This window comes from Curtobacterium sp. PvP017 (genome assembly GCF_054060195.1).
In genome coordinates, this window is record NZ_JBSSCY010000002.1 from 145,228 (window position 1) to 169,259 (window position 24,032).

Below are 24,032 nucleotides of genomic sequence, written 5' to 3' on the forward strand. Positions count from 1 at the left end.
CGTCAGCGGGTGAGCGCGCCCGCCCACGCCAGCGCGACGGGCACGAGCAGCCCGTGCCGGTGGTGCGGGAGCTCGGCGATGGGCAGCCACCGCGACTCGTCCGTCGATCCGTCAACCTCGTCGCGCAGTGCACCGCCGACGACCGTCGCGCGGAACACGACCTGCACGGCCTTCATCGGGCGCCCGTTGGCGTGGATCCGACGCTCGGCGGGGACGACGTGGTGCCGGACACCCAGCAGGGCGCCGACCTCGGACTCGTACCCGGTCTCCTCGCGGACCTCGCGCACGACGGCCTGCTCGACGGTCTCGTCGAACTCGACGCCTCCGCCCGGCAGCGTCCACGTGCCGGCCTCGGGGAAGCGCAGCCTCGCCAGGAGCACCCGGTCACCATCCGTGATCACGCCGTACGCGGCGAGCCGGGTGTCGTAGTCGGTGTACTCCATGGGCCGACCATGCCAGGTGGGCGAGCCGACGCACGCAAGCCGCGCCGTGCCTCCCGTCCGTGCTCCCGGGCCACGTCGTCAGGCGTCGACGCGCGCTGCCGTCCAACCGACGCGCATCCGGGCGACGGCGCGGTCGAAGCCGCTCAGCGGCTCAGCGCCGTCGCGGATCATCGCCTGCAGCTGCAGCCCCTCGTACAGCGCCAGGAGCTGCTCGGCGGCGTGCCGGGGCGAGGTGCCGCGCGGTTCGCGCGCAGCGACGACGTCGCGGACCAGGGCGAGGGCGAGGTCCTCGAACGCGCGGGTGTACTGGGTGCGGAACCACCCGGCGGCGGGGTGATCGGGGTTCGACGCGGCGCTGAGCACGGCGATCCGGAGCCGGACGAGGGCCGGGTCCGTGATGCCGGCCTCGAGCCGGGCACGCAGGTACGCGACGGCACCCTCCCGTTCGGCGACCGGCCACAGCGCGAGTCGACTGCCGTTGTTCCACCGGTCGATCACCGCGACGACGAGCAGTTCCCACATCGGGAACGCGCGGCTGACCTCGGCGACCGGGACACCGGTGTGCTCGGCGACCTCGTCCGGACCGACCCGGTGGAAGTCCGTCGTGCGGTACGCCTCGATCGCACCGGACACGATGCGTGCACGGAGCTCGGCGTCGGGCGTGGGCATGCAGACGATTGTCCGGGCAGGTGGAACACCGCGCGACCGCCAGTTCAGGGGGCGCGAGCCCAGATCAGTGCCGGTCGAACGTCAGTGCCGGTCGAACGTCAGTGTCTCGTCGTCCGGAGCCCGCACGACGCCGGTCCGGGCGAACTCCGCCCAGATCGCACGGAAGGCCCGGCCGCGCCGCTCGACCTCGGGCCAGTCGCGCTCGGGCACGAAGCGGGTGCCGGCCCAGGCCTCGCGGCCGCCGAGCAGCAGCGGCAGGTCGCTCATGTGCACGGCACCGGTCGGCGCGGTCGTCACGCCGCGGACGAGCCGGTAGGACGTCGCTCGCCCACCGGCTCGACGGTGCCGCGCGGTGAAGCGCCGGACGTCGCGGCCGTAGATGACGTCGGAGAGCGGACGGACGACCCACCAACGGAGCGCCGGGCGCAGGATCCTCGACCGAGCGACCCGCGACAGACCGCGGACCAGCGGCACGTACATGCCGGTCTCGTCCGTCGCAGAACCGATCAGGACGTCGACGTCCGGAGCGACCCGGCTCCAGGCCGCGTCGAGGTCGCGCTCGGCGGGCAACGGGGCGAAGCCGTACTGGGTGCCGAACGGCATCCCGCCCGCCAGGCCGTACGGTGCGGCCGCCCGGGTGCCGAGGGCCTGTCGTTCGAGCAGGTCGTCGAGCGGGGTGTCGGCGTGCACGGTGCCGACGGCCCGGATCATCGCGCGGTTCATCCGGGATCGGCGACGGGACAACCCGAGCGGTGCGCTCTGGATGATCGCCCGGCGGAACAGGCCGGCAGCGCCCTCGCTGATCATCAGGTGAGCAGCTGCGTCACCGCCGGCGGACTGCCCGAACACGGTCACCAGGTCGGGGTCGCCACCGAACGCGGCGATGTTCGCCCGCACCCAGCGGAGCGACTCGATCAGGTCGAGCAGGCCGAGGTTCGCCGGGATCGCGTTCCCGTCGCCCAGGAACCCGAGCACCCCGAGCCGGAAGGTCACCGACACCACGATCACGCGCTGCTCGGTCACGAGGTCACGGGCGTCGTAGATCGGCAGGTCGCCGCCGCCGATGACGTACGAGCCGCCGTGGATCCAGACCATCACGGGCAGACGCTCGTCCGGTGCCACGTCGGCGGGCAGCGTGACGGACAGACGCTGGCAGTGCTCGTCGACGGTGATGTCCTCGACCTCGCCCAGCAGCTGGTCGACGAACTGCGCGTGCGGCTGCGGGGCCACCGGTGACGGTGTCGACGCGTGCAGCTCGCTGGCGAAGGGCAGCATCGGCTCCGGGGGCGCGAACCGGTCGGCCCGTGCGTACGGGATCCCGAGCACGCGGATGACGTCACCGTCGACCGTCCCGACGATGCGTCCGGCGGGGGTGTCGAAGGGGGCTGGCGTCGCGTCGAGCATGGCGTCCACGCTATCGAGGGTCGCTGACCCGATCGCGGGTCGGTTCCGCGACCGGACCCGACGAACCGGGCGCGGCGGACGCGGCCACGACGTGCACGTGCGAGCCCTTGACACGGCTCAGCGCGGACGAAAGGGTGAAGCGGTATCGAATGACAACTCGAGGGGGGTTTTCGTGTCCGACGCAGGAACGATGACGAAGAAGGGTCGAGGGACGACGTCCACTCGGCGAGTCGCACTGATGCTGGGTGCTGCACTGATCGCGGGGATCGGCATGACGGCCACGGCGGAACCGGCGCACGCTGGCCCCATCGGCCTCATGCCCGACTGCAGCAACCGCAAGGCGGTCCAGATCAAGACCACGGGCCTGACCATGAACACCTGGTTCTACAAGAACGACCGGAAGAAGATCTCGTCCGGCAAGTACCGCTGGAGCTACCGCGGCGAGATGTACACGTTGGACGTGGGTCGTCAGCAGTGGATCTCGGCCGGGTCGACGAGCCACACCTGCACCGGCAAGTGACCCGCTGATCCCGCAGGGATCCTGCGCGATGGCCGAGCCCGTGACGTCCACGACGACGTCGCGGGCTCGGTCATTCCGCCCGGGGGCCGTGTCACCGGCCGCCGCAAAACTACACACCGGGTGGTTTTTGGGGTAGCGTCGTCATCGATCTCGCCGCGGAGCATCGCTCCTCGACGGACTGCGACACCTGGTTGTCGCGACACCCAGACAGGACCGAAGGAGCCTCTGCAATGCCCACCACTTCTGTGCAGCTGTACTCGCTGCGCGACGCCATCGCCGAAGACCTCGACAAGGCCATCGCCCGCGTCGCCGAGATCGGGTACGAGAACGTCGAGCCCTACGCGTTCGTCGAGCGTGCCGCTGACCTCGAGCGTGCCTTCGCCGCGACCGGCCTCAAGGCGCCGTCCGGCCACGTCGCCGTGATCGACGCCGAGGACACCGCCCCGATCTGGGACGCCGCGGAGCGCCTCGGCATCCAGACGGTCATCGACCCGTTCATCCCGACCGACCGCTGGCAGACCGCCGACGACGTCGCGAAGATCGCCGAGCGCGTCAACGTCCTGACCGCCGAGGCAGCCTCGCGCGGCCTGAAGTTCGGGTACCACAACCACCAGTGGGAGTTCACGAACAAGGTCGACGGCCGCACGGTCTACGACCACTTCGTGTCGCAGATCAGCCCGGAGACGGTGCTCGAGCTCGACACGTTCTGGGCCACCGTCGGCGGCGCCGACGCCCCCGCCGTGCTGAAGGCACTCGGCGACCGCGTCGTCGCCATCCACGTCAAGGACGGCAAGGTCGACGGTGACATCCTCACCGCGCTGCCCTCGTCCGAGAGCGCGCTCGTCGTGCCCGAGGCGCTCCAGCGCGCCTTCGAGAACCAGACCCCCGCGGGTCAGGGCGACGTCAACGTGTCCGGCATCCTCGCCGCCGCACCGCAGGCCATCCGCGTCGTCGAGTTCGACGCCTACTCGGGCGACGTCTTCGAGGGCATCACCGAGTCGCTCGCGTGGCTGAAGGACAACGACAAGTGAGCCGTGTCGGGATCGGCATCATCGGTGCCGGCAACATCTCCACGCAGTACCTGGAGAACCTGACCAAGTTCGCCGACGTCGAGGTCCGCTTCGTCGCCGACGTGCTGCTCGACCGCGCGGCCGCGCAGGCCGCCGAGTACGGCGTGGCCGCTTCGGGTTCGGTCGAGGAGCTCCTCGCCCGTGACGACATCAGCATCGTGATCAACCTGACGATCCCGGCGGCCCACGCCGAGGTCGACCAGCAGATCATCGACGCCGGCAAGCACGTGTGGAGCGAGAAGCCGATCGCGACCGACCACGCTTCGGCTGCAGCGGTCCTCGAATCCGCGAAGGCGAAGGGCCTGCGCGTCGCGACGGCCCCGGACACCGTGCTGGGTGCGGGCATCCAGACGGCCCTGCGTGCCATCGCCCGTGGCGACATCGGCGAGCCGCTCTCCGCCACCACGTTGTTCCACGTCCCCGGCCCGGAGGCGTGGCACCCGAACCCGGACTTCCTGTTCGCCCAGGGTGCCGGTCCGCTGTTCGACATGGGTCCGTACTACGTGACCACGCTCGTGCACGCGTTCGGCACCGCGTCGCGCGTGCAGGCCGTGTCCTCGAAGTCGCTCGACCGTCGCACGATCGCGTCCGGCCCCCGTGCCGGCGAGACGTTCCCGGTCGAGGTCCCCACGCACCACGCCGCGTTGATCGAGTTCGCCGGTGGGCAATCCGCCCAGTCGACGTTCTCGTTCCAGCACGCGCTGCCCCGCATGGGCTTCGTCGAGATCAACGGCACGCTCGGCACGATCTCGCTGCCGGACCCGAACACGTTCGAGGGTTCGTCCCAGCTCTGGCGTTACGGGCAGGACGAGCCCGAGACGCTCGAGGCGGTGGGCTCCACGTGGGGTCGCGGCACCGGCGTCGTCGAGCTCGCCCGCGCCATCGCCGAGGACCGTCCCGAGCGAGCCTCGGGTGCGGTCGCGCTGCACGTCCTCGACGTGCTGCTCGGCATCCGGGACGCCGCCGCGTCGGGGTCGGCCGTCGACATCACGTCGACCGTGGACGCCATCCCGCCGCTGCCCGAGGACTTCGACCCCGCGGCCGCGGTCCTGACGGCCTAGGCGCGCACCACGCGCACCGCTTGGTGAGCAGAAATGGTCGGGTACCCGTACGGGACCCGACCATTTCTGCTCACGAAACGCGCGCACGAAGCGCGGGCATCGCTCACTCCGGCGGCGCGGGCACGATCTGCTCGAGCAACCGCAGCACCTTCTCACCGTCGACGGCCTCGGGGTCGAGCAGCCACTGCACCTGCAGCCCGTCGGACGCCGCGATGCTGAGCGACGCGAGGTCGACCGGGTCCAGGTCGGCGCGGATCCGCCCCGCGGCTTGGTCCGCCTCGATCAACGCAGCGAGGTCGGCCCGGAGCCGCGTGAACCGTTCCCGCATGAAGTCGCGGGTCGCCGGGTGCCCCTCCTGCACGGCGTCGGCCGCGAGCGTCGTGTACAGCTGCACGAGCCCCGGTACCGCGCGGTTGCGCGAGGCACTGTCGCGCATGTCCCCGATCGCCGACTTCAAGCGGTCGGGCGCACCCTGCTCGCGCACCTCGTGCTCGCGGTAGACGGCGAGCAGCAGTTCGTCGCGGCTCGGGAAGTAGTGGCGCAGCGCGGCGTGGGTGATCCCGAGGGCCTCGGCCACCGATCGCAGCGACGACGCGTCGACACCCTGTTCCGCGACCATCCGGATCATCTCGTCGAGGATCTGGGTCCGGCGCTCGGCACCCTTGCGGTACCCGCCGCGTCGCGGTGGGGCCGCGTCGTCGTCGGCGGGGTGCGTCATGCACCCAACTTACCGCTGGAAGGTTTTAGCACCACCCCAGGACTGGAGGCCCGTGGTCGGGTCGCGTCAGCCCCGGTCGTCGACCGTGTACTCGTCCACCGGAACGGGCAGCCCCTCGGCGAGGGCGTCGCTGATCTTCGTCAGCGACTCCGCGAGGACGGCGTTGTCCGCGTCGGACAGGTTGTCGAGGACCTCGACCACGGCTTCGTGGAAGCGGGCGTACGAGGCGTCGATCTTCTCGGCGGCGAGGTCGGTGGGTTCGAGGACCTGCGCTCGTCGATCGGTCGGGTGGGCAGTGCGGACGAGGAGTCCCTTGTCGACGAGCGAGTCGACGAGCTTCGTGACCGAGGCGTTCGACACCGTCAGCATGACGGCGAGGTCCTTCGGCCCCATGGTCCGGCCGTCCCGGTGCGCCTGCAGCATGTACCGGATCGCCAGCGACTCGTTCTTGCTCAGGCCGCTCTCGATGCGCGCCGACTCGACCTGCTGCTCCTCGGCGTGCTGCAGGCGCAGCAGTGCGTCGACGGCGGTCTTCGCGGCCTCGGACCGGGGCTCGCGGGCGTAGAGGTGGACGTGTTCTCGACGGACGACGGTCAACGGCATGCGATCATGCGCTCCTTGCTACGCGGCGGGGACGGTGAAGAAGTCGGCGTACGCCGGCTCGGCGCGCGCGGCGAGCAGCGACGGGTCCTCGATGCGGCGCTGGACGTAGGCGTCGATGACGGCGGGGTCGGTCAGACCGATGCGGGTGTGGCTGCCACCGATCCGTGCCGCCCGAGGCATCCCGGAGTACGTGCTGTGCATGTCTGATCCCGCCCTTCTGCGGCCGTTCGTCCCCTGCGGACGTGAGAACTGTTTCATAACGTGAACGTTCTCCGCAACGAACGATTCGGGAAATGTACGTTTCGCGCGCCGAACCGTTCGCATCGTGCGTACAGCCGACCGCTGACAGCGTCAGAGCATCGCTGCGGCCATGACCGCCACCGCGATGCCCATGGCGAGCGTCTCGACGACGGGGAGTGCCCGAGCGCGACGCCGGAGGCCGTCCCGCACCATGTGGGCGGTGAGCAGCAGGTAGCCGGTGGTCAGGCCGCCGAGGACGACCTGCCACGTCACGGCGACCGCGCCACCGTGTCCGTGCATGCCGACACCCGTCATGCCGGTCATGCCGGGGTCGTGCGCCATGCCGACCCCCAGCGCGCCCATCACCAGCAGCCCGAGCGCGGCGTGCAACCGCCCGAACCGACCGTGCGCCGGCGCGACCCGGACCACCGGAGCCGACCCGGGCCTCCCGTCCGAACCGGACGCACCGGACGCACCCGACGCACCGGACGCGCTCTGCACCCGGTGCAGCATGGCGACCACCACGGCGAGCAGCGCGAGCACCACGAACCAGAGCACGCCGGGCAGGACTCGGGGCGCGAAGGCCCCGTCCACCATCGCGGCCACCATCACGACCGCTGCCACCACGTCGACCGCACGGCCGGGGCGCCACGCCCCGACCGTGCAGCAGGCTCCGGCGGACGCCGGCACGATCGCGGCGAGCCCGAGCAGGTCGGTCACGTCAGTGTCCGTGCCCGTGGTCGTGCGCGACGGCGTCGTGCGCCGCCTCGACGCCACCGGACGCGTGGTGCGAGCAGTGCGACGCCGCGGTGGCCCCGATGGCGGCCGGCACGTTGAGGGCCGGGTTCCGCGGGAAGAAGCCGTAGGGCTTGAGCGTGAACTTGGCGTAGTCGACCGGCATGACGGGCCAGTCCTCGGGTCGCGGGAAGTGCGTCGGACCGAAGGTGTGCCAGAGCACGATGTCCTCGCCGTCGAGCGACCGGTCCCCCTGCACGTACCGGGCCACTCCATCACCGCCGGGGTTCTGGTGCACGAAGTCACCGGCCGCGAAGCGCTCCGCCGGGTCGTACTGCGTGACGTACAGGTGCTTGCGGGCGAACTCGGCGCGTGCGGCCACCGACGACGAGTCGTCCGCGAGCAGCACCGGGGCGTCCTGCGGGTACAGCACGTATCCGGTGGGGCGGTCGAGGTGGTTGCGCTCCTCGGTGTTCGAGACGAACCACGTGCGGGCCTTCGAGGCATCGGCGAGACGGCCGGACGTCGACTCCGATGCGATGCGGGTCACCGACTTCGTGAACGCGTTGCCGTGCTCGTTGCCCGGTCCGACCGGCACCCGGACCGCGTCGACCTCGTCCACCGCGTTCGACAGTCCGTCGACCATCATGTCCAGTCGTGCCGAGAACAGGTGCTGGTGGTACGGGGCACCGAGGCCGGGGGCGACCTCGGATGCGTACGGGTAGTCCGCGCCGGACTCCGAACGACCCGGGTACGACGACGTGAAGAGCACGCCGGTGAGCTTCGCCTCGCACTCGATCGTGCCGTCCAGGTACAGGTACCAGTAGAAGCCGTAGTCGTAGTTGCCGACGGTGGTGAAGAACGAGATCACCAGCCGGCGGGATCGACGGACCTCCTGCGAACCGGTGTAGATGTCGCCGTGCTTCCAGAGCGTGCCGAAGTCCTCCTCGTGCATGCAGATGCCGTTGCGGATGGTCTGCGGGTTCCCGAGCTCGTCGGCCAGGACGGCGTCGAAGTACTGGATCTCACCGACGCAGTCGCAGCCGAGCTCGAGCGAGTTCGTGAACCGGCCGAACAGGTACTCGCCGGTGTCGAAGTAGTTCTGCCAGAACCGCACCGGCGACGGGTCGCCGTACGGCACGAGCATCTCGTCGATCGACGCCCGGTACACGATCGGGCGCAGCCGCTCGCCGTCCTGCCACGACAGCTGGCGGAGCACCAGCCCCTCGCGGGCGTCGAAGCCGACCTGGAACCGCCAGTTCGCCCACTCGACGAACTCGCCGTCGACGCGGAACGACGGCCCCTCGGGCTGGGTGATGACGATCGGCTTGAGGTCGAGCGGTTCGCCCTGCATCGCGGGGTCGTCGAAGTTGCCCGAGGTCGTCGGTACGGGCATCTCCGCCACGTCCACGATCCGCGTGACGGCCCGGTTCGCGGCATCGACGTAGGCCGACAGGCCGTCGACGGGGTGCGCCCACACGTGGTCGGCCGGGTGGTCCTGCTTGAACGCGAGCACCCGCAGGATGCGCCGCCCCTGCTCCTCCGGGTAGTCGTAGTAGCCGGCCGAGAGCGGCACGCACTTGACCTCGTCGACGGACAGGCCGCGCTTCGCCAGGGCGGCGACCCAGCGCTCGTCCGCGCCGGCGATCTCGCCGACGGCGTCGAACTCCTCGATCAGGACGGGCAACTGGCCGCGGGATCCGTCGAGCACGTCGGTCCGCAGCACCGTGCCGGTGGTGATCGACACGACGCGGTCCGTGGATCGGCCGGTCGCCATGTCGAGCAGCATCACGCGCGCCGTCCGGTCCGGCAGGGGGCCGTCGCCGGCCTGCCACGCCAGGACCTCCTGCTTGTGCGGTTCCTCGAGGCCGACGTACGCGAAGCGGGTGCTGTCGGTCCAGTCCGGCTGCGCCGTGACGAGGTCGCGGACGGCGGTGAACTCCTCGGGGGTCAGGCTGCCGAGCGGGTGCGTGGTGGTGGCTGCGTCGGTGGTCGCGGTGGTCGGGTCGGTGATCGTCATGTGCGTGGTGCTCCTTGCGCGTTGCGTCGTGCGTGGGGTCTGGTCGGTTCGGCCGGGAGGCGCGTGGTGCGCCCGGCGGGTCAGCTCTCGGTGGCGAGACGGTCGAGCATCTGCTCGTAGCGGCTCCGGCTGCGGCGTCGCAGCACGACCGCCTGCACCACGCCGATGACGGGGACGACCACGACCAGGCCGGTGAGCACGATGCTCACGACGCCGAAGACGCTCGCGCCCGATGCATCGACGTCACCGACCAGGGTCGGGAAGTTCACCCAGATCAGGACTGCGGCGGCGACGAGGCCGAGGAACCCGAGGACCGGTGCGACCACGGTGTTCCACACCCGCCGGTCGCCCGGGTTGCGGCGGAAGTACACGATCACGGCGAGGCTCGTCGCGGCCATCAGGATCGCGACGCCGAGGGTGGCGACGCCGGCGAACCAGCTGAACACCTGCAGCACCGGGTCGAGGCCGAGCACCGCGAACAGGACCATGAGGACGGCGGCGGTGACGGTCTGCACCAGGCTCGAGGTGTGCGGGGACGCGTGCTTCCGGTGCACGTCGCCGAGCCGGCCGGGCAGCAGCGACGCGTTCGCCATCGAGTGCTGGTAGCGGGTGATGACGTTGTGGAACGACAGGACGCAGGCGAACATGCTCGTCAGCAGCAGCACGTTGAGCACGGCCTCCCCCGCGCTGCCGATGTACTGCGCCGCGGTGGTGAGGATGAGCGAGCCCGGGTCCTTCGCGACCTCGGCGAGGATGCCGTCCGGGCCCCAGGCCATCACGAGCCCCCACGACGCGAGCGTGTAGAAGACGCCGATGCCGATCACGGCCGTGTACGTCGCACGCGGGATGGTCCGCTCCGGGTCCTTCGCCTCGTCGCGGAAGATCGCGGTGGCCTCGAACCCGATGAACGCCGCGATGGCGAACATCAGCCCGACGCCGGGCGAGCCGGACATGATCTGCGTCGGCTCGAACGGTGCGAGGGACAGGCCGTCGGCCCCGCCGCGGAACACGATCGCCGCGACCAGGACGAGCACGATGCCGACCTCGCCGACGAGCATCACGCCGAGTACCTTGCTCGACAGGTCGATGTGCCGGTAGCCGAGCATCCCGACCAGGGCCACGACGACCAGGGACCAGACGTACCAGGGGATGTCCGGTCCGCCCAGGCCCGTGACGGTCACGCCGAGCAGGTACCCGATGTAGCCGTGCACGCTGACCTGGATGGTCGTGTACGTCAGGAGCGCCAGGGTCGCGGCGCCGGCTCCGGCCGGACGACCGAGCCCGTGCCCCACGAAGGTGAAGAACGCGCCGGGCCGCGGCACGTGCCGGGTCATCGCGGCCAGACCCACCGAGAAGAGCAGCAGCACGACGGCCGACGCGGCGTAGAGCGACGGGAACCCGACGCCGTTGCCGAGCAGCATGCCGAGCGGGGCGGCGCCGCCGACGACGGTGAGCGGGGCGGCGGCCGCGACGACCATGAACACGATCGCGGTGACGCCGAGCGAGCCGCGCATGGTCCGCTGCGGCGCGGGTGCGGCTCCGAGTGACGCGGGGTCCTTCGTGATGCTGGACATCGTGGCCTTCCGGTTCGGGTGGGTGGGACGCAGGTGGTGGTGCTGGGTGAGACCACGGTCCCGTGCCGCCGTTGCGGTGCCGTTCCACCGGCGTGAAGCCCTGTCGCCGCCGAATGGGACGTGCTCACCGGGGACGTCTCATTTGCGCGAGACGCCGCCGAAACACCACGGAGACACGGGCGCAACGGCGCAGCCCTACGGTTGCCGCATGACCGCGCTCGACCGAGCCATCGCCGACCCGCCACGGGTGCCCGGCATCGGCACGCGTTCCCCCGTCGACGGGTTGTCCCGGCGGAGCATCGGCCCGGTCGACGTCCTCGCGCAGTCGGTGTCCGCCGTGGCACCGTCCGCCGCCGCGACCACCATCCCGGTCCTCGTCGCGACGGTCGCGGGGCAGGGTGCCACGTGGTCGCTCCTGGCCGCGATGGCGCTGTCGTTCCTGGTCGGGCGGACGGTGAACCAGTTCGTCCGACGCGTCGCCGGCACCGGCTCGCTCTACACCTACGTCTCGCTCGGGCTCGGCCCGGTCGCCGGGGTCGTCGCGGGCGCCGCCCTGCTGCTCGGCTACGGCTTCATCGCGATGTTCTCGCTCACCGGCAGCGGGTACTACCTCGACTACCTGCTGTCCCGCTTCGTCCCGGCCGCCGGCGACGACGCCCTGGTCACGATCGTCGTCGTGCTGGTGATGGGCGCCGCCGTCTTCGCGGTGATCGCGCTCGGGGTCCGGTTGTCGACCCGGCTGACGCTGCTCGTCGAGTCGCTGTCGGTGGCGGTCATCGTGGTCCTGATCGTCGCGCTCGTCGCGCGCCTGCACCCGGTCGACGCCTCCGCCGTCGCCCTCGGGCCGACGCAGCCCGCGTCGTTCGCGGTCGGTACCGCCCTCGCCGTGACCGCGTTCGTCGGGTTCGAGAGCGCGTCCGTGCTCGGCGTGGAGGCCCGGCGCCCGTTCCAGGCGATCCCCCGCGCGATCTCGTGGACCGTCCTGGTCGCCGGGGCGCTCTACGTGGTCAGCGCTGCGGCCCAGCAGATGGGGTTCGCCGCCACGGGCGCCGACCTCGCGTCGAGCGCCTCGCCCGTCAACGAACTGGCGAACGCCTTCGGCATGCAGTGGATCGGGTGGGCGCTCGACATCGGGATCGCGGCGTCGTTCGCGGCGTGCGCGATCGCCTCGACGACGGCGCTCGTGCGGGTCCTGTTCGCGATGGGCCGCGAGGGTGTGCTCCCCCGCGTGCTCGGCCGGGCGTCCCCGCGCTTCCGGACGCCGTTCGTCGCCGGCGCGGTCGCCTGCGGCGTTCTCACGGTACTGCCGGTCCTGGGGCTTGCGAGCGGCATCCCGACCTGGACCCTGATGGAGGCCGAGCTCGTCGTCGCCGCCCTCGGGTACATCGCCGCCTACGCCCTGACGTGCTTCGCAGCACCGGTGTTCCTGCGGCGCATCGGCGAGCTGACGGCGGGGGTCGCGGTCGTCGCCGTCACGACCGGGGTCCTGCTCACCGCCGTCCTGCTCACCTACCTCGGGGTCGAGGCAGCGTCGCCCCGCTGGCCGGCCGTCGCCATCGCCGTCGGGTCGGTCGCCGCGGTGGTGGTCGCGTTCCTGGTGGCCACGCGTCGGCGACCCTGGCGACGGGGTCGGAGCCGCGCCGTGTACGACGTGCCGGTCGAGGCGGACCTGCTGGGGGCCTCCCGTCCGTCCGCCGGAACCGACCACCAGGCGGGGGTGCGGTGAGCGAACCCGGACTCCGCGCACGGCAGCCGAAGGCGATCCAGAACGCCCTCGCGGTGCTGGAGGCCGCCGCGCACGCGGGACCGGGCGTCACCGCCCAGCAGATCTCGGAGGCCCTCGGGATGCCGCGGGCCACCACCTACCGGCTCATCACGCTGCTCGTCGAGGACGAGTACCTCGTCCGACTGCCCGACCTGCGCGGCTTCGCCCTCGGCCACAAGGTCGCCGACCTGGCCGGGGTGTCGGCGGCTCCGGCACTCGCACCGCTCACCCGTGCCGTGCGGTCGGTGCTCGCCGACGTCCGATCCGCCGTCCGGGCCGGCGTGCACCTGGCGCGCTACGACGTCGCCGGCGTGCGCGACATCGACGTGGACCCGGACTTTCCCCTGCTCGACGAGGCCGCACTGCGGGCGACACCCGGGTCGAGCGCGATGGGGCGGTTGCACGCCGAGGGCGGCCTCGGACCGGTGCACCAGGTCGGTGCGTTCACGGCGGGGTTCGGGTGCTTGGCGCTGCCCGTCCGCGGCGAGCGCGGCGAACTCGTGGCCGGGCTGACCCTGTCGGCGCCCGCGGCCCGGGTGTCGTCGCCGGGGGACGCACTGGTGCACCTGCGGCGGGCGGTGACGCGGCTCGAGCCCCTGCTCGGGTGACCGGCTCGCGGACAGCGGTGCGGGCCCGGCATAGCGTGGGCGCGTGGACCTCGAACTCAAGAACCGTGTCGCACTCGTCGTCGGAGGCAAGGGGTACATCGGTGCCGCCATCGCCGACCGCCTCCGCACCGAGGGGGCGACCGTCGTCGTCGCGTCGCGCAGCGCGGAGAACTCCGACGGCAGCGTGTCGATCGACACCGCCTCGCAGGACTCGGTGGACGCGGGCATCGCCACCGTCCTCGAGCGGCACGGGCGCATCGACGTCCTGGTCGTGACCGCAGCACCGAGTGCGAGCACCCTCGACCCGGCCCGGAAGTCCGACCCCGCACAGGTCCTCGACGCGATCGACGGCAAGGCCCTCGGGTTCCTCCGGGTCGCGAACGCCGTGCTCCCCGCGCAGCGCGAGGCCGGGTTCGGCCGCGTGGTCGTGGTGAGCGGGCAGAACGCCTACTTCTCCGGCAACATCACCGCGTCGCTCCGGAACACGGCGGTGAGCGTCATCGCGAAGAACCTGGCCGACGACGTGGCGGGCACCGGGATCACGGTGAACGTCGTCAACCCCGGGACGGTGACGGACACCCCGTCCGCCGAGGTCCGCCCCGGAGGCCCCGGCGACTCGACACCGCAGCAGATCGCCGACCTCATCGCGTTCCTGTCGTCGCCGCTCAACGCGGTGTCCGGCGAGTCCGTCTCGATCGCGCACCGCCAGCGGGGCTCCGTCGTGGTCTGATCCCCGAGTACCGGGTGGTCGCATCTCGCTTCACCCGCAGGGACGAAGCGCTTCGCCCCTGCGCCCGATGCCCGCGGGGCGCCGTCCAGCGAGTCTGGTGACATGGAGTCCTCGACGAAACACACCATCGCCACGCTGCTGCTCTGCGCCGCGATCGTCGCCACCACCGTCATCGCCCTCGCCGCCATGACCCCGGGCGCGTGACGTCGGTGCACGCCGCCCGGCGCGGGCGGCATGCGATGATCGAGCCGTGACGGACCGGCGCACGTTCATCCGGCCGCTCGCCACCCGTTCGATCGTCGTCGACGTGGCGTGGGCGGTCCTCGCGGCGTTGGTCTTCCTGCTGCCGATCGAGGTCGAGCTCGAGCACGCGAGCTTCTTCGCGGTGCTCGCCGCCGCCGGCGCGATCGCCCTGCGTCGGGTCTCCCCGTCGGCGGCGATGCTGATGGTGGTCGTCCTCGGGATCATCCAGGTGGGCGGCGGCGAGCGCCCGTCGCTCGTCGACCTCGCCATCTTCGTCGTCATCGGCACCGCGGCCGTGGTCGGCACCCGGACCGAGGTCATCCTCTCCGGGGTGCTCGCGCTCGTCGCGGGCGTCGGCGCGACGTTCTACCTCGCCGTCACCGGCTTCCGGTACCTGGTGCTGCTCAACGGCCCCCGCGACCAGGCGTTCCTCGCGATGGCCGCACCGGTCGCCGCGCTCCTCGGGGTCTGGGCGGGCGGGGTCGCCGTCCGGGCCTTCCGGTCGCGCGACCGCGAATCCGTCCGTCGAGCCGACGCCGAAGCTGCCGCGTCGCGCGCCGAGGCCGTCGCCACCGAGGCCGAGGCCACCGCCACCCGCGCCATCGACGTCGCGGAGTCCGAGCGCATCCGCGCGGACATCGCCCGCGACGTGCACGACGTCGTCGGCCACTCGCTCGCGGTGATCATCGCCCAGGCCGACTCGGTGCCGTTCCTGGCCGACGAGGCCCGCGTCCGCGAGGTCAGTGCCACCATCGCCAGCACCGCACGCAGCTCGCTGGTCGAGGTCCGGCAGGTCCTCGGGCACATCGACGGCTCCGGGGAGACGACCGACCCCGGCTCGCTCGAGGAGATCGTGCAGGGCATCCGCGAGGCCGGTGTCGACGTCGACCGCACGGTGCGTGGCGTCCCGGTCCCGCTCCGGCCGGACACCGGCACGGCGGCCCGACGCGTGCTGCAGGAGATGCTGACCAACGCACTCCGGCACGGCGCACCGGGTCTGCCCGTCGTGGTCCGTGAGACCTGGCGGAGCGCCGACGTCGTGCTCGAGGTCGAGAACGTCGTCGGCGACGGCACGACCGGGGGCTCCGGCCGGGGGATCGACGGCATGCACACCCGCCTCACCGCACTCGGCGGGTCGTTCGACGCCGCCGCGCTGGACGACGTGTTCGCCGCACGCGCCCGCATCCCGTTCGACGTCCAAGGGGGACCCGTCCGATGACCGAACCGATCAGGATCCTGCTCACCGACGACCAGGCGCTGTTCCGCGCCGGTCTGCGCGTGGTGCTCGACGCCCAGGACGACATGCACGTGGTGGGCGAGGCCTCCGACGGCGCCGAGGCCCTCGACCGCATCCGGGAGCTCCGGCCCGACGTGATGCTGCTCGACATGCGGATGGCCGGCACGGACGGTGTCGAGACCGTCCGTCAGCTGTTCTCCGGTGCCGTCGAGGGGCCGCTCCCCCGCGTCGTGGTACTCACCACGTTCGGCCTCGACCCCGCCGCCGCGACCGCGATCCGGCTCGGCGCGAGCGGCTTCCTGCTCAAGGACGCCACGCCGACGTTCCTGTTCGCCGCGGTCCGGGCGGTGCACGAGGGCAGCTCCGTCATCGCGCCGAACGACCTCGCGCAGTTGTTCGGGGCCGACGTCGCCAGGGCACCGGCTCCGCAGCCGTCCGAGTTCCAGGCGCTGACCGAGCGGGAGCGGGTGGTGTTCGGCTGGGCGTCGCGCGGGCTCTCGAACGCCGAGATCGCGACGAAGGAGTACGTCACCGAGTCGACCGTGAAGACCCAGATCTCGAGCATCCTCGGCAAGCTCTCGCTTCGGGACCGCGTGCAGCTCGTGGTCTACGCGCATGACCACGGGCTGGCAGGCACCCGCGACGGGTCCTAGCCCGCTGCGACCTCGTCGAGGATCGCCTCGACCGCAGCCGGGTCGTGCGCGAACCGACCGAGGAACAGCCCGCCGATCCGTCCGGCACCCCGGGTGAGCAGACCGGGCCCGGCGCTGCCCCCGTACAACACGGTGCTCCCGCGCAGCTCGGACCGCGTGGCGAGGTGCTGCTCGATCCCCGCGAGCACCGCCACGATGTGGTCGTCCGGCGCCGGCGCGGGAGCGCCGATGGCCCACACCGGTTCGTAGGCGACGGTCAGCGCCCCGCCCAGTCCGTCAGCGACGGCCGTCGAGACACCGCGGTCGAGCTGCGCGGTCACCTCCGCCACAGCGTCCGTCACACCCGGCCGGGAGGCCCGGGTCGTCTCCCCGACGCACAGGAGCGGACGCAGGTGGTTGCGGAACGCCGCGTGCACCTTGGCCGTGACGGTCGCGTCGTCCTCGTGGAACAGGGAGCGTCGTTCGGCGTGCCCGATCTCGGCCAGGTCGACCCCGATCTCCCGCAGTTCGGTGCCGGAGACCTCGCCGGTGAACGCTCCCTCGTCGGCCCACGACAGGTCCTGCGCGGCGAGGAGCACCCCCGACCCGGAGAGCACGTCGCGCACGGGTACGAGCGCCGGGAACGTCGGCGCCACGAACAGCGTCGCCGCTCCCGACCGCGTCGCGGGGTGCCGCCGGGCGATCTCCGCGACGGCCGCGGCCCACTCCAGGGTCCGGGCGTGCGAGAAGTACGTCTTCAGCGACACCCCGATGGTGATCACGGTGCGAGGGTCTCCACGATGAGCGCGAACGACACCGCTCCGGGGTCCGGTGTGCCGACGGCCTGCTCGGCGTGGGTGCGTGCGCGGCCCATCTTCGGCACGAGCGACGCGGTGGCGTCGGCGGCGTCGCGGGCGGCGCTGACGGCGTCGGCCCAGGCGTCCGCGAGCGACGCTCCAGCGTCGACCCGGGTGCGCAGCATCTCGTCGAACGGCACGAGCGCGTCGACCATGGTCTTGTCGCCGGTGGTCGCGCCGAACGCGAGGACGGCCTCGGTGGCGGCGTGCACCGCGCTCTGGATTGTGGCGGCTGTCGGACGCTCGTCGTCCCCGAGGACGCGACCCAGTGCCTCCAGGGCGGCTCCCCAGATCGCACCGGACGTGCCGCCGGCCTTGTCGGACCACGCGTCTGCGGCGACCCGCAGGACGGAACCGACACCTGCGCCGGAGGTTACTGCGTCCGTGGCTGCGGCCTCTGCGGCGTGCGCGCCGCGCTGCATGCCGATGCCGTGGTCGCCGTCACCCGCAACGGCGTCGATGCGTCCGAGCTCGTCGGCGTGCTCGTCGAGGAGCGCACGGACGGCGGCGAAGCCGGCTGCGACCTGCTCGCCCACCGCTCGCGAGTCGTCGCTCGCCGCGCCGATGGCGACACCCTCGGCATCCGCTTCGACGGTGGAGGGGTCGACGCGTTCCTGCGGGACGGCGCCACCCTTGCGGTAGGCGGGGGTGTCTGCGGCTGCTGCCCAGAGTTCCTCGAGCTCGTCGTCGAGCCAGAACAGGGTGAGCGAGACGCCGGCCATGTCGAAGCTCGTGACCAGTTCGCCGACCTCGGGCTCGACGATGACGATCCCCGCGTCGGCCACCCGCTGCTGCACCGAGCGGTAGACGACGAAGAGCTCCTCGTACTTGACGCTGCCCAGCCCGTTCAGGATCGGCACCACGCGCGGTCCGTTCGCTCCGTCGAGCGCCACGCCGTCGGGCAGTTCGTCGAGCAGACGGGCCACCAGCAGCTCGGCCAGGCCGTCCGCGGTGGGCACGTCCGTCTCGTCGATGCCCCGCTCGCCGTGGATGCCCATGCCGATGGCCATCCGGCCCTCGGGCACCGTGAACAGGGGTTCGTCGGCACCGGGCAGGGAGCACCCGGAGAACGCGACGCCGAACGACCGCGTGCGGTCGTTGGCGCGCTCGGCGACGGCCGTGACCTCGTCGAGGCTGCGGCCCTGCTCGGCGGCGGCACCGGCGACCTTGAAGACGCAGAGGTCACCCGCGATGCCGCGACGCTTCGTCGCATCGTCGGCCGGGGCGCTGGTGACGTCGTCCGTCACCCTGACCGTGCGGACCGGGATGCCGTCGGCCTCGAGCGTGCGTGCCGCGGCGTCGAAGTTCAGGACGTCACCGGCGTAGTTGCCGTAGCTCAGCAGCACCCCGCCGCCGTGCTCGGCGGCCCGGGCGACACCGGCCACCTGCTGGGCGCTGGGACTGGCGAAGAGGTTGCCCATCGCGGCACCCGCGGCCAGGCCGGGTCCGACGAGTCCGCCGAACGCGGGGTAGTGGCCCGAGCCGCCGCCGATCACGACCGCGACCGTGCCGTCGGGGCTGGTGGTGGCGCGGGCGACGCCGCCGTGCACCTTCCGCACCCACCGCTCGTTCGCGGCGACGAAGCCGTCGGTCGCCTCGTCGGCGAAGTCCGCCGGGTCGTTGAACAGTCTGGTCACGCGTTCGTCTCCTTCGACATCGTGGTGCGGACATGCGAGGTGTCGAGGAGGTCATCCGCCTTCGACCCCCGGAAGAACTTCGTGCAGAAGATCATCACGGCCGCGACGAACGCCAGGACCCCGAGCGAGACGATCCCGAACGCACCGCTGTCGGTCGGCACCACCTCGTTGATCGCGGTGCGCATGATCGGGGCGACGAACCCGCCGAGGTTGCCGAGCGAGTTGATCAGGCCGATGCCCGCCGCGGCAGCCGCCCCGGTGAGGAACGCCGTCGGGTACGCCCAGGTGATCGGACCGACGGCCAGGAAGCTCGCGACCGCCAGCGTGATGAAGACGATGCCCAGGATCGGCTGCCCGTTCGCGCCAGCCCACGCCGACCCGAGGATCGAGAGCCCGGTCGTGATGTAGAACATGGTCCCCCAGCGACGACGGCGACCGACGGAGTCCGCCTTCGAGCCGACCAGGTAGCAGGCGACGAGTCCGACGAGCCACGGGATCGCGGTCACCAGGCCGACCTGCCAGCCGACGTCCTGCCCGAGCAGCGAGGACACCTGCTGCGGCAGGTAGAACGTCGTGCCGTACACGGCGACCTGCAGGCAGAAGTAGATGATCGTGAAGTACCAGACCCGGCCGCTCGCCATGGCCTTCCAGATGCCCGTCGGACCGTCCGCGCTGCGGGCGGTGTCCTCGCGCTCCATGGCCGCGGTGAGCGACGCCTTCTCGCCCGGTTCGAGCCACTTCGCCTGCTGCGGACTGTTCGTCAGGAACACCAGGGCCGCGATGCCGGCGAGCACCGCGAGGATCCCCTCGCCGAAGAACATGACCTGCCAGCCGTGGAACGGGGTCGCCTGGTCGCCGAAGCTCAGCAGTCCGCCGGACAGCGGGGCGCCGATCATCTGCGAGAACGGCTGCGCCAGGTAGAAGATCGCGAACATGCGCACGCGCACCTTGTTCGGGAACCACTCGGACAGGTACATGATCACGCCCGGGAAGAGCCCCGCCTCGGTCACACCGAGGATGAACCGCAGGACGATGAACATCGTGTCGTTCGTCGTGAAGGCGAACAGCGCGGCGACGATGCCCCACGTGACCGCGATGCGGGCGAGCCAGAACCGGGCGCCGAAGCGCTTCAGCAGCAGGTTCGACGGGATCTCGAAGATCGCGTAGCCGATGAAGAAGATGCCGGCGCCGAGGGCGAACGCCGCGTCGGAGATGCCGCGGTCGACGCTCAGGGCCTCTTCGGCGAACCCGACGTTCGTGCGGTCGAGGAACGCGACGAAGTACAGGATGACGAGCATCGGCATCAGGTGCTTCGTCGCCTTGCCGATGGCGGACTTGAGGCCGGGGTCGTTCGTCGACCCGAGCGCGGGGGCAGGGGGTAGTGACACGGGTTCGCTCCTTTGCGAGCACGGTGCGGAGGTGTTGCGGAGGGGGACGAGGTGGACCCGTCGCGCACGGCCGTCAGTGCATGTACAGGCCGCCGTCGACGTTGAGCGTCTGACCGGTGACGAACCCGGCGTCCTCGCTGATCAGGTAGGCGATCGCCGCGGCGATGTCCCGCGGGGTGCCGATCCGCGGCAGGACGCCGTCCGCCGCCATCTCGGTCTTGCGCTCCTCGGTCAGGGTGCCGCCCATGATGTCGGTGTCGATCGGACCGGGAGCGATGGCGTTGACGGTGATGCCGCGCGGGCCGAGTTCGCGCGCCAGACCGCGGGTGAGCCCGATCACACCGGCCTTCGCCACCGTGTACGGGGTCTTGCTGAAGGTGCCGCCGCCGCGCTGGGCGGAGACCGACGACAGGTTCACGATGCGCCCGTAGCCGGACCGCACCATCGACTCGGCCGCCCGCAGGCTGGCGAAGTGCACACCGTCGAGGTTGATCGACAGCACCCGGTGCCACTCCCCCTCGGGCAGGTCGAGGTAGGCGTGCGCGGACGAGACGCCGGCCAGGTTGACGAGGGCGACGACGGGGTCGAGTTCGGCCTCGATCGTGTCGAACGCCGCCCGGACCGCGGTCTCGTCGGCGACGTTCGCACCGACGCCGACCGCGCGGACGCCGTGCTGCTCGCGGATCTCGGCGGCGACCTGCTCGCTCGCGGTCTGGTCGAGGTCGATGATGCCGATGTCCCAGCCGGCCTCGGCCAGGTGGTGGGCGGTGGCGCGACCGATGCCGCGCGGTGATGCCGCTCCGGTGAGGACCACAGTTCGCTGTTCGTTGCGCATCGTCGTACCGCTCAGTGGATCGGGGCCGGGCCGAGGTCGTCGAGCAGCTTCTGCATCGCGACGTAGGCCTTGTTGCGGTAGGCGACGAGTTCCGGCGTCCGGTCGGCCGGCACCTCGAGGTACCCGGCGCCGGACTTCGTGCCGAGCTCGCCCGCGTCGACGTGCTGCTGCAGCGACGGCGGGGTGGCGAAGCGCTCGGGCCAACGGGTCTGCAGCGACTCGAAGCAGAACGCGTAGACGTCGAGACCGGCCATGTCGGCGATCGCGAACGGGCCGAAGAACGGCAGGCGGAACCCGAACGTGGTCCGCACGATGGTGTCGATGTCGTCGGGGGTGGCGATGCCCTCGTCGGCGATCTTCGTGGCTTCCTCGAACAGTGCGTACTGCAGGCGGTTCAGGACGAAGCCCGTCGAGTCCTTCACCCGCGCCGACTGCTTGCCGGTCGCGGCGACGACGGTCTCGCCGACCGCGATCGCGTGGTCGTTCGTGGTCGGGTGCGGGATGAGCTCGACGCCGGGGATGAACGGCGCCGGGTTCGAGAAGTGCACACCGAGGAACCGCTCCGGGCCCACGACGGCCTCGGCCAGCGACTCGATCAGGATCGTCGAGGTGTTCGAGCCGATCACGGCGTCGGGGCGGGCGGCCTCGCTGATGCGGCGCAGCGTGGCGTGCTTGATCTCGAGCTTCTCGGGCACGGCCTCCTCGATGAAGTCGGCGTCGGCGACGGCGGCCTCGATCGACTCGGCGGCGCTCAGGTGTGCGCGGACCCGTTCGACGGCGTCCTCGGGGAACAGCCCGTCGGCGACGAACTGTGCGGTCTCGCCGAGCAGTCGCTCCAGGTTCTGCTGGGCGATCTCGGCCGAGACGTCGGCGATCCGGACGGTGTGGCCGGCCAGGGCGAGGACCTGGGCGATCCCGCCGCCCATGTAGCCGGACCCGACGACGGCGATGTCGAGGGTGCTCATCGGATTGCTCCTTCGGTGCTGGTTGCTGCAGTCGGGGTCGCCGTCGCGTCGAGCTTCGTCGTCGCGAGGACGGATCGGATGTACTGCTGGTTGGTGGCGCAGACGCCGAGGCTGTCCCCGCCGTACTGCTCGGTCATGACGATCCCGCGGAACCCGTCGGCGACGGCGTCGCGCAGGACCTGGCGGTAGTTGATGAGGCCCGTCTCCATGGTGCTCGGAGCGCTCGTCGCCCAGCTGCCGTCGCCGGCTTCGTCACGCGTGTAGTTCTTCACGTGCAGGTAGTTCGTGTGCGGCATGGTCTTCGCGAACAACTCGCGCCAGTCCTCGACGGGACGGTGCAGACGGATGAGGTTCGCGACGTCCGCGTTGAGCCCGACGTTGTCGAGCCCGATCTCCTCGACCAGGCGGACCGCGCTGTCGGCGGTGCCGAGGTACGTGTCCTCGTACAGCTCGAGCGCCATCGGCAGCCCGACGCTCGCTGCGTGCTCGCCGAGCTCACGCAGGCGCTTGACCGCGGCGTTCCAGACCTCCGGGTCGTCGGGGTCCTTCGGGCCCGGCGCCGTCCAGAACCACAGCGCGCGCTTCTGGGCGTCGGAGAACGGCTGGTGCAGCCCGGTCGAGAAGACCTGCATGCCCCACTCGGCCGCCGCGTCGATCGTGCGGTGGGCGTAGGCGAGGTTCTCGTCCTCGTGCCCGGGCTGGATGACGCTCTTGCGCTGCAGGTGCACCGAGGGGATCCCGATGCCGTGCGCCTTCGCGACGGCGAACAGCTCGTCGCGACGGGAGCGCTCGAGGTCCGCGGGGCGGATGTGGCTGTCGGCGAGCTCGGCGAGTGAGAACCCGGCGGCCTCGATCTGTGCGAACACGTCGTCCCAGACCTCGGCCGAGGCATCGTGGAACGCGGCACCGTCGCGCGTGACCTGCGCGAAGCCGTGCAGACAGGCGGCGATCGGCCAGGTGTCCGACGTCCAGGTTGTGGGGTCCCAATCTTGGTCGACCCAGTCCTGCGGTGTGCTCACGGAATGCTCCTTCGCATGTCGGGGTTCGCCTGTGAACCTCTTTCCTATAGGAAAGATACTCGCACCTCGACAGAGCGCAACCCCTGCGGGATCAGCTTGTGTGCGAGGCGTCCTCGCGCGACCGGAGCCGGACGGCGTCGATGTGGTGCCGCATCGCCGCGACCGCTTCGGTCGGCCCGACCGCGAGGGCATCGACCACCGCTCGGTGCTCGTGCACGGCGCGGTCGGTGTCGTCCCCGCCACCCTCGACGATCTGCCGCATCCGGTGCACGCGGGTCGTGATGATCTCGGACATCTCCTCGAGGAACGGGTTGCGCGTCGCGTCGAAGATCAGCTGGTGGAACTGCCAGTCGCTCCGGAAGAACCGGGCCATCAGCTCTTCCGGGGCGTCCGCAGCACCGACCGCCGCGACCTCGTCGGCCACCGCAGCCTGCTCGTCGAGCGCCGTGCCGAGCCGCTCCCGCAGGGCGTCGACGTCACCGCGCGCCGCGAGCTCGACGGCGCCGCTCTCCACGATGAGCCGGGCGTCGAACAGTGCCTCGAGCTGGTCGCCGGCCAGCGGCGGGGAGACCCGGTAGCCCTTATTGGCCTCGCGGGTGACGAGCCCGGTGCGTTCGAGCTGCACGAGGGCTTCGCGCACCGGGGTCGGGGAGACGCCGAGGGTGCGGGCGAGCCCGTCGATCGACAGCCGCATGCCCGGTTCGACATCGTGACCCATCAGGACCTCGAGCACCCGGTCGTAGACGCGGTCACGCAGGCCGAGCTGCGCGATGCGTTCGGTCCCGAAGCCGGGCATGGTCGTCGACATGTGTCGATCCTAGAGAATCCACGATGTCGCGACCGGCACCTCGAACGATCATTCAGGCCACGGGACCTGCTGATTGCTCGAGGAACGCCCTTGCCGCCTACTGGCGCTGGAGGCGGATACTCCGATGGCAAGTGGCACGAAGGCCGCCCCGATGCCCAGCGTCAGAACAAGCAAGATCATCAGGTGCAGATCAACCCTCCGCGGTTTTCATTTTCGCCTGCGCCTTATCGCCGTCACGGTACCGATCACGA

Annotated in this window: 24 protein-coding genes; 8 read left to right on the plus strand and 16 right to left on the minus strand. The window is 71.3% G+C overall.

Annotation, left to right across the window (positions count from 1 at the left end; all coding sequences use genetic code 11):
* Positions 1-2: 2 nt before the first annotated feature.
* From ACVKXF_RS04665 to ACVKXF_RS04675, 3 genes are all read right to left on the minus strand, one after another.
* Positions 3-443, minus strand: a complete 441-nt coding sequence (locus ACVKXF_RS04665) for an NUDIX hydrolase (protein WP_456795010.1) — start codon at positions 441-443, stop codon at positions 3-5.
* Positions 444-521: 78 nt separating this feature from the next.
* The gene (locus ACVKXF_RS04670) at positions 522-1,112 is read right to left on the minus strand and encodes a TetR/AcrR family transcriptional regulator (protein WP_456795011.1); all 591 of its coding nucleotides are present in this window, start codon (positions 1,110-1,112) and stop codon (positions 522-524) included.
* A gap of 81 nt (positions 1,113-1,193) precedes the next feature.
* Positions 1,194-2,516 carry a carboxylesterase family protein gene (locus tag ACVKXF_RS04675; RefSeq protein WP_456795012.1) on the minus strand — a complete coding sequence of 441 codons (1,323 nt, stop codon included), beginning with the start codon at positions 2,514-2,516 and terminating at the stop codon, positions 1,194-1,196.
* A 172-nt stretch (positions 2,517-2,688) separates the two neighbouring features.
* On the opposite strand from ACVKXF_RS04675, the gene ACVKXF_RS04680 reads away from it, so the two are divergent.
* The 3 genes from ACVKXF_RS04680 (at position 2,689) to ACVKXF_RS04690 (ending at position 5,167) form a co-directional block, all read left to right on the plus strand.
* On the plus strand, positions 2,689-3,036 hold the full coding sequence (locus ACVKXF_RS04680) for a hypothetical protein (RefSeq protein ID WP_148061705.1): 348 nt from the start codon (positions 2,689-2,691) through the stop codon (positions 3,034-3,036).
* Between the two features lie 230 nt (positions 3,037-3,266).
* Positions 3,267-4,067 (plus strand): sugar phosphate isomerase/epimerase family protein, encoded by an 801-nt coding sequence (locus ACVKXF_RS04685; RefSeq protein WP_185021267.1) that lies wholly within the window; start codon positions 3,267-3,269, stop codon positions 4,065-4,067.
* Complete coding sequence (locus tag ACVKXF_RS04690) at positions 4,064-5,167, plus strand: Gfo/Idh/MocA family protein (protein ID WP_340196651.1); 1,104 nt, start codon at positions 4,064-4,066, stop codon at positions 5,165-5,167. Before ACVKXF_RS04685 ends, ACVKXF_RS04690 begins: the two co-directional genes overlap by 4 nt.
* Before the next feature lie 103 nt (positions 5,168-5,270).
* On the opposite strand, the gene ACVKXF_RS04695 is transcribed toward ACVKXF_RS04690, so the two are convergent.
* The 6 genes from ACVKXF_RS04695 to ACVKXF_RS04720 form a co-directional block, all read right to left on the minus strand.
* On the minus strand, positions 5,271-5,885 hold the full coding sequence (locus ACVKXF_RS04695) for a TetR/AcrR family transcriptional regulator (protein ID WP_123311162.1): 615 nt from the start codon (positions 5,883-5,885) through the stop codon (positions 5,271-5,273).
* A gap of 66 nt (positions 5,886-5,951) precedes the next feature.
* Positions 5,952-6,488: a MarR family winged helix-turn-helix transcriptional regulator gene (locus ACVKXF_RS04700; protein ID WP_123311164.1), complete on the minus strand. Its 537-nt coding sequence runs from the start codon at positions 6,486-6,488 to the stop codon at positions 5,952-5,954.
* A gap of 18 nt (positions 6,489-6,506) precedes the next feature.
* On the minus strand, positions 6,507-6,689 hold the full coding sequence (locus ACVKXF_RS04705) for a hypothetical protein (protein ID WP_456795013.1): 183 nt from the start codon (positions 6,687-6,689) through the stop codon (positions 6,507-6,509).
* 150 nt (positions 6,690-6,839) lie between these two features.
* Positions 6,840-7,448 (minus strand): hypothetical protein, encoded by a 609-nt coding sequence (locus ACVKXF_RS04710; RefSeq protein WP_456795014.1) that lies wholly within the window; start codon positions 7,446-7,448, stop codon positions 6,840-6,842.
* Between the two features lies 1 nt (position 7,449).
* Positions 7,450-9,483, minus strand: coding sequence for a primary-amine oxidase (locus tag ACVKXF_RS04715; protein ID WP_456795015.1), 2,034 nt, complete (start codon positions 9,481-9,483; stop codon positions 7,450-7,452).
* Positions 9,484-9,563: 80 nt separating this feature from the next.
* Positions 9,564-11,057, minus strand: a complete 1,494-nt coding sequence (locus tag ACVKXF_RS04720) for an APC family permease (protein WP_123311171.1) — start codon at positions 11,055-11,057, stop codon at positions 9,564-9,566.
* A 208-nt stretch (positions 11,058-11,265) separates the two neighbouring features.
* On the opposite strand from ACVKXF_RS04720, the gene ACVKXF_RS04725 reads away from it, so the two are divergent.
* The 5 genes from ACVKXF_RS04725 to ACVKXF_RS04745 all read left to right on the plus strand — a co-directional run bounded on the left by ACVKXF_RS04725 (position 11,266) and on the right by ACVKXF_RS04745 (position 16,293).
* Positions 11,266-12,783, plus strand: coding sequence for an APC family permease (locus ACVKXF_RS04725; RefSeq protein ID WP_456795016.1), 1,518 nt, complete (start codon positions 11,266-11,268; stop codon positions 12,781-12,783).
* Positions 12,780-13,430, plus strand: coding sequence for a helix-turn-helix domain-containing protein (locus tag ACVKXF_RS04730; RefSeq protein ID WP_456795017.1), 651 nt, complete (start codon positions 12,780-12,782; stop codon positions 13,428-13,430). The genes ACVKXF_RS04725 and ACVKXF_RS04730 overlap by 4 nt, the downstream gene beginning before the upstream one ends.
* A gap of 43 nt (positions 13,431-13,473) precedes the next feature.
* Positions 13,474-14,160 carry an SDR family NAD(P)-dependent oxidoreductase gene (locus tag ACVKXF_RS04735; RefSeq protein ID WP_456795018.1) on the plus strand — a complete coding sequence of 229 codons (687 nt, stop codon included), beginning with the start codon at positions 13,474-13,476 and terminating at the stop codon, positions 14,158-14,160.
* Between the two features lie 250 nt (positions 14,161-14,410).
* Complete coding sequence (locus ACVKXF_RS04740) at positions 14,411-15,622, plus strand: sensor histidine kinase (protein ID WP_456795019.1); 1,212 nt, start codon at positions 14,411-14,413, stop codon at positions 15,620-15,622.
* Positions 15,619-16,293: a response regulator gene (locus ACVKXF_RS04745; protein WP_456795020.1), complete on the plus strand. Its 675-nt coding sequence runs from the start codon at positions 15,619-15,621 to the stop codon at positions 16,291-16,293. The genes ACVKXF_RS04740 and ACVKXF_RS04745 overlap by 4 nt, the downstream gene beginning before the upstream one ends.
* Here the strand turns inward: ACVKXF_RS04745 and ACVKXF_RS04750 are convergent.
* From ACVKXF_RS04750 to ACVKXF_RS04780, 7 genes are all read right to left on the minus strand, one after another.
* The gene (locus ACVKXF_RS04750; RefSeq protein ID WP_456795021.1) at positions 16,290-17,054 is read right to left on the minus strand and encodes a triose-phosphate isomerase family protein; all 765 of its coding nucleotides are present in this window, start codon (positions 17,052-17,054) and stop codon (positions 16,290-16,292) included. The genes ACVKXF_RS04745 and ACVKXF_RS04750 overlap by 4 nt on opposite strands.
* Positions 17,051-18,766, minus strand: coding sequence for a dihydroxyacetone kinase family protein (locus ACVKXF_RS04755; protein ID WP_456795022.1), 1,716 nt, complete (start codon positions 18,764-18,766; stop codon positions 17,051-17,053). The genes ACVKXF_RS04750 and ACVKXF_RS04755 overlap by 4 nt, the downstream gene beginning before the upstream one ends.
* Positions 18,763-20,154, minus strand: coding sequence for an MFS transporter (locus ACVKXF_RS04760; protein ID WP_456795023.1), 1,392 nt, complete (start codon positions 20,152-20,154; stop codon positions 18,763-18,765). The genes ACVKXF_RS04755 and ACVKXF_RS04760 overlap by 4 nt, the downstream gene beginning before the upstream one ends.
* A gap of 73 nt (positions 20,155-20,227) precedes the next feature.
* Entirely contained in the window at positions 20,228-20,989 is a 762-nt protein-coding gene (locus ACVKXF_RS04765) for an SDR family NAD(P)-dependent oxidoreductase (RefSeq protein ID WP_456795024.1), read from the minus strand.
* An 11-nt stretch (positions 20,990-21,000) separates the two neighbouring features.
* Positions 21,001-21,954, minus strand: a complete 954-nt coding sequence (locus ACVKXF_RS04770; protein WP_456795025.1) for a 3-hydroxyacyl-CoA dehydrogenase family protein — start codon at positions 21,952-21,954, stop codon at positions 21,001-21,003.
* Positions 21,951-22,973 (minus strand): sugar phosphate isomerase/epimerase family protein, encoded by a 1,023-nt coding sequence (locus ACVKXF_RS04775; protein ID WP_456795026.1) that lies wholly within the window; start codon positions 22,971-22,973, stop codon positions 21,951-21,953. Before ACVKXF_RS04775 ends, ACVKXF_RS04770 begins: the two co-directional genes overlap by 4 nt.
* A gap of 91 nt (positions 22,974-23,064) precedes the next feature.
* Entirely contained in the window at positions 23,065-23,781 is a 717-nt protein-coding gene (locus tag ACVKXF_RS04780; RefSeq protein ID WP_456795027.1) for a GntR family transcriptional regulator, read from the minus strand.
* Between the last annotated feature and the right edge of the window lie 251 nt (positions 23,782-24,032).